This is a genomic window from Streptomyces sp. UH6, assembly GCF_013421635.1.
In the GTDB taxonomy this organism is placed as follows: domain Bacteria; phylum Actinomycetota; class Actinomycetes; order Streptomycetales; family Streptomycetaceae; genus Streptomyces; species Streptomyces abyssomicinicus.
In genome coordinates, this window is record NZ_JACADT010000509.1 from 1 (window position 1) to 4,045 (window position 4,045).

At 72.7% G+C, this 4,045-nt stretch carries 5 protein-coding genes and 1 pseudogene; 1 reads left to right on the forward strand and 5 read right to left on the reverse strand.

Features of this window, described 5'->3' with window-relative positions; translation table 11 throughout:
* The 5 genes and pseudogenes from HW445_RS20960 to HW445_RS20980 form a co-directional block, all read right to left on the reverse strand.
* Positions 1-232 (reverse strand): annotated as a pseudogene (locus HW445_RS20960) (hypothetical protein); the annotation flags it as partial.
* A 47-nt stretch (positions 233-279) separates the two neighbouring features.
* Positions 280-780, reverse strand: a complete 501-nt coding sequence (locus HW445_RS20965) for a tetratricopeptide repeat protein (protein ID WP_180222523.1) — start codon at positions 778-780, stop codon at positions 280-282.
* Positions 781-817: 37 nt separating this feature from the next.
* Positions 818-1,423, reverse strand: a complete 606-nt coding sequence (locus HW445_RS20970; protein WP_180222524.1) for a winged helix-turn-helix domain-containing protein — start codon at positions 1,421-1,423, stop codon at positions 818-820.
* Between the two features lie 329 nt (positions 1,424-1,752).
* Complete coding sequence (gene glnII, locus HW445_RS20975) at positions 1,753-2,781, reverse strand: glutamine synthetase (RefSeq protein ID WP_180222525.1); 1,029 nt, start codon at positions 2,779-2,781, stop codon at positions 1,753-1,755.
* A 362-nt stretch (positions 2,782-3,143) separates the two neighbouring features.
* Complete coding sequence (locus HW445_RS20980) at positions 3,144-3,515, reverse strand: arsenate reductase family protein (RefSeq protein WP_180222526.1); 372 nt, start codon at positions 3,513-3,515, stop codon at positions 3,144-3,146.
* 186 nt (positions 3,516-3,701) lie between these two features.
* Here HW445_RS20980 and HW445_RS20985 point away from each other — a divergent pair, with 186 nt between their 5' ends.
* Entirely contained in the window at positions 3,702-4,016 is a 315-nt protein-coding gene (locus HW445_RS20985) for a hypothetical protein (RefSeq protein ID WP_180222527.1), read from the forward strand.
* Positions 4,017-4,045: the final 29 nt, after the last annotated feature.

The following is a 4,045-nucleotide window of genomic DNA, read 5'->3' on the forward strand; positions in this document are numbered from 1 at the left end:
GCGTCCTCCCCTTGGGCAGCGCGCGCTGGGTGACGGCGTGCGCGGTGAGCACCCGCCGGCCGCGGTCCAGGGTGGCCGGCAGCAGCAGGTACGCGAGCCGGACCAGCCGCGGATAGTGCTCGACGAGCGCGGCCTCGGCCTGTTCGACGTCGAGGCCCCCGCCGGGGCGGTGCGGGCGGGCCTTGCGGGCGGGCGGACGGGAGGCGACATGCTGTGGCTGCACGTTCAGCAGAACGAGCGAATCGAGCGATGGTCACCCGTTGGTGGGAGAGTTGCTCCTCACGAGTCGCGCAGCGAACGGGCGTAGTTGCCCATCGACCGCTGATAGCGCGGGAGATGGGCGGCCAGCGCCTCCAGCACCAGGGAGAGCCCTTCGCGGTCCCGCCCCAGCGAGGACAGGCAGAGTGCCGTGGTCGCCCGCACGGCGTCGTCCAACTCGTCCGAGGGCGCGTCGAGTTCGGGTTCCAACAGCTCCAGGCCGCGGTCCGCCCGGCCGATGTTGCGCAGCGAGCTGGCGAGCTGGATGCGGGCCCGGCGGCCCTTGTAGCCGTCGAGCCCGCCCTCCAGCGCCCGTTCGTAGAGCGGCACCGCGAGATCGGAACGCCCCGTCGAGTCCCAGGCACACGCTCGCTCGAACAGGGCGAACGGGTGATCGCCCGGGAGTTCGTCCGCGAGGGCGGCGATCCGCGCCCGGAACCGCTCGGCGCCCTCCTCGGTCTCCGGATGGTCGCCGAGCGTCGCCCACGCCGCCGTGACCCGGTCTTCCCAGTGCTGGTCCATGAGGGGCAGCCTGTCACGGGGTCCGGGAGCGGTCGACTCAATTCACGGGCGGGGTGTACCGGTAGCCGACCCGGCGGACGGTCTGGATGGTCCGCCGGTACTCGCCCAGCTTGCGGCGCAGCCGGGCGACGTGGACGTCGACGGTACGGCCGTCGCCGACGTGGCCGTAGCCCCAGACGGTGGCCACCAGCTGGTCGCGGGTGTGCACCCGGTGCGGGTGGGCGACGAGGTGGGCGAGCAGCTCGAACTCCAGGTAGGTGAGCTCCAGCGGCTCCCCGGCCACCTCGGCGGTCCGCCGCGTGGTGTCCACGCGGATCAGCCCGCGCTCCTCGCCCTCCTCGGCCTCGTCCCCGCCCGCGGAGCCGGGACCGGACGGCTGGAGCACGGTGGTCGCCTCGCGCAGGAACGGCGGCTGGCGGTCGGCGGGCACCAGGACGAGGTAGCCCACCATCGGCGGCTGACCGGGCAGCGAGGGGACCGCCTGCGGAGGGGCGGGCAGCCAGGTCGCGCCCGGCGGGAGCAACTGGTCGACGGGGGAGGGGGCCGGCCCGGGGGAGCCCACGGCCCGCAGCCGGCGGGGCCCGGCGGGCTCGTAGGGGCGCGGGGCGGGAACGTGCAGGTCGGAGGCGTGCGTGGTCGCCATGGCAATCAGCTTCTTTCGCGCGGAAGGACGTCGGACGGGACGTGGTTCACGCGCGGCGGCAAGGCTGACGAGGCTTCGGGAGCCTCGGAGGGAGCGGTACGTCAGCGGGCCGGCGCGCAGGTCGCGCGGCGACACACACGGTCGAAGTCGTGGTGCTGACGGGACGGCCAGAAGGGCTCGAGGTCGAAGCGACCTGCCATGCCACACCTCCGAATGCCGTTGATGGCTCCATTGAAGCAGAGAAGCGGCCGACGTGAAGGGGGCGTCCACCAGTTGGCGGGCGCCCCCTTCACATCGGGCCGGCGGGGCGGGCAGGGCCCGCGGCCGGGTCAGACCTGGCCGGCCTTCTCCAGCGCCTCGCAGCAGGTGTCCACGATCAGGCGGGTCACCACGTACGGGTCGACGTTGGCGTTCGGGCGGCGGTCCTCGATGTAGCCCTTGCCGTCCTTCTCGACCTGCCACGGGATGCGGACCGAGGCGCCGCGGTTGGAGACGCCGTAGGAGTACTTGTCCCACGGGGCGGTCTCGTGCAGGCCGGTCAGGCGGTCGTCGATGCCCGCGCCGTAGTTCTTGACGTGGTCGAGCGGCTTGGAGCCCTCGCCGAGCGACTCGCAGGCGGTGATGATGGCGTCGTAGCCCTCACGCATCGCCTTGGTGGAGAAGTTGGTGTGCGCGCCGGCGCCGTTCCAGTCGCCCTTGACCGGCTTGGGGTCGAGGGTGGCGGCCACGCCGAAGTCCTCGGCCGTGCGGTAGAGCAGCCAGCGGGCGATCCACAGCTGGTCCGAGACCTCGAGCGGGGAGAGCGGGCCGACCTGGAACTCCCACTGGCCCGGCATGACCTCGGCGTTGATGCCGGAGATGCCCAGGCCCGCCTTGAGGCAGTTCTCCAGGTGCGCCTCGACGATGTCCCGGCCGAAGATCTCGTCCGCGCCGACGCCGCAGTAGTAGCCGCCCTGCGGGGCCGGGAAGCCGCCGCGGGGGAAGCCCAGCGGGTAGTTGTCCTTGAAGAACGTGTACTCCTGCTCGATGCCGAAGATCGGCTCCTGGGCCCCGTACCGCCCGGCGACCTCGACCAGCGCGGCCCGCGTGTTGCTGGCGTGCGGGGTGAGGTCGATGTTCAGGACCTCGCAGAGGACCAGGATGTCGTCGCCGCCGCGGACCGGGTCCGGGCAGGTGAAGACCGGCTGCAGCACGCAGTCGGAGGCGTGGCCCTCGGCCTGGTTGGTGCTGGAGCCGTCGAAGCCCCAGATCGGCAGCTCGGCACCCTTGGCGTCGTCGGAGAGGATCTTGGTCTTGGAACGGAGCTTGGCCGTCGGCTCGGTGCCGTCGATCCAGATGTACTCAGCCTTGAAGGTCACGGGGCCACATCCTTCGGATGGTCTCGACCGTACGGGACGGTCGTCGCGGGGCGAGGCGCTGCGGCATCGGTGCGCCGGTATGTCCCGCAGACTGTCAAGGGGCGATTTCCCGACCGTTGCCCTCGTGTGAACCCCGTGTTACCGGCCCTCCGGGTCCTCCGTACGGGCGTGTGAGGTCACCCGGCCACTCCGCACGGGACGATGCGCGCAGCCGTCCGCCGGGGCCCCGCGGAGGGGCGGCGGCTCGTATGCGATGGGCTTGACCGGCCCGGCGAGGGGGTAGGGCCCGCCCGGGTCACGGGCGCCCGCCGGGGCCCTCGGAGACCCCGGCCGCCGCCCTCGACTTGCCCCGGGCGGAGCCGTCAGGACCTCCCGTCGCGCGCCAGCGCCTCGCGCACCGCCTCCTCGGACCGGCCGACCACGGCGGTGCCGTCGTCGGCGGTGATGATCGGGCGCTGGATCAGCTCGGGGTGGGCGGCCAGCGTGGCGATCCACCGGCCGCGGGAGCCCGCGTCCCGGGGCCACTCCTTCAGCCCCAGCTCCTTGGCGGCGGCCTCCTGGGTACGGGTGATCTCCCACGGCTCCAGGCCGAGCCGGTCCAGCACGGCCCGGATCTCGTCCTCGGAGGGGACGTCCTCCAGGTAGCGGCGCACGGTGTAGTCCGCGCCCTCCGCGTCGAGCAGCGAGAGCGCGCCGCGGCACTTCGAACAGGCCGGGTTGATCCAGATCTCCATGGCGTCACGATACGCCGCCGACAGGGTTCGGAACTCGTTTCCCGCATCCGCCCCACAGGCCCCAACACCCTTGTTGGCCAGGGACTTTGTCAGTGCCAGACGGTAGAATGGGATGCATGTTCGAGGGAGTTCGGCGGGATGGTCCGCCGGCCCGTCGGGCGCCCCGACCGCGACAGGAGGATGCCTGTGCCCGCCGCCGCTTCCACCCGGCCCAAGGCCCGTTCCACCCAGTCCACCGCCAAGCGTCCCGTCCCGCTCGACCGTCCCTACGTTCCCGTCCAGAAGCGTCCGCTGCCCGCGGGCCGGCCGCGTGAGTGGTACGTCGACCACAACCGCCGCCTGAAGGCGATGCGGCTGGCGATAGCCCTCCTCGACCTGGGGTTCCACACCGCGCGCCAGGCCCCGGACGAGGTCGTCCACATGGCCGCCCAGCTGATCGGCGTCCACCCGCCGTCCCCGGCGACCTGCCGGATGGTCCGCGCCCTGCTCCAGACGCGCTGACGCGGGCGCACTGACGCGGGCCCACCGAC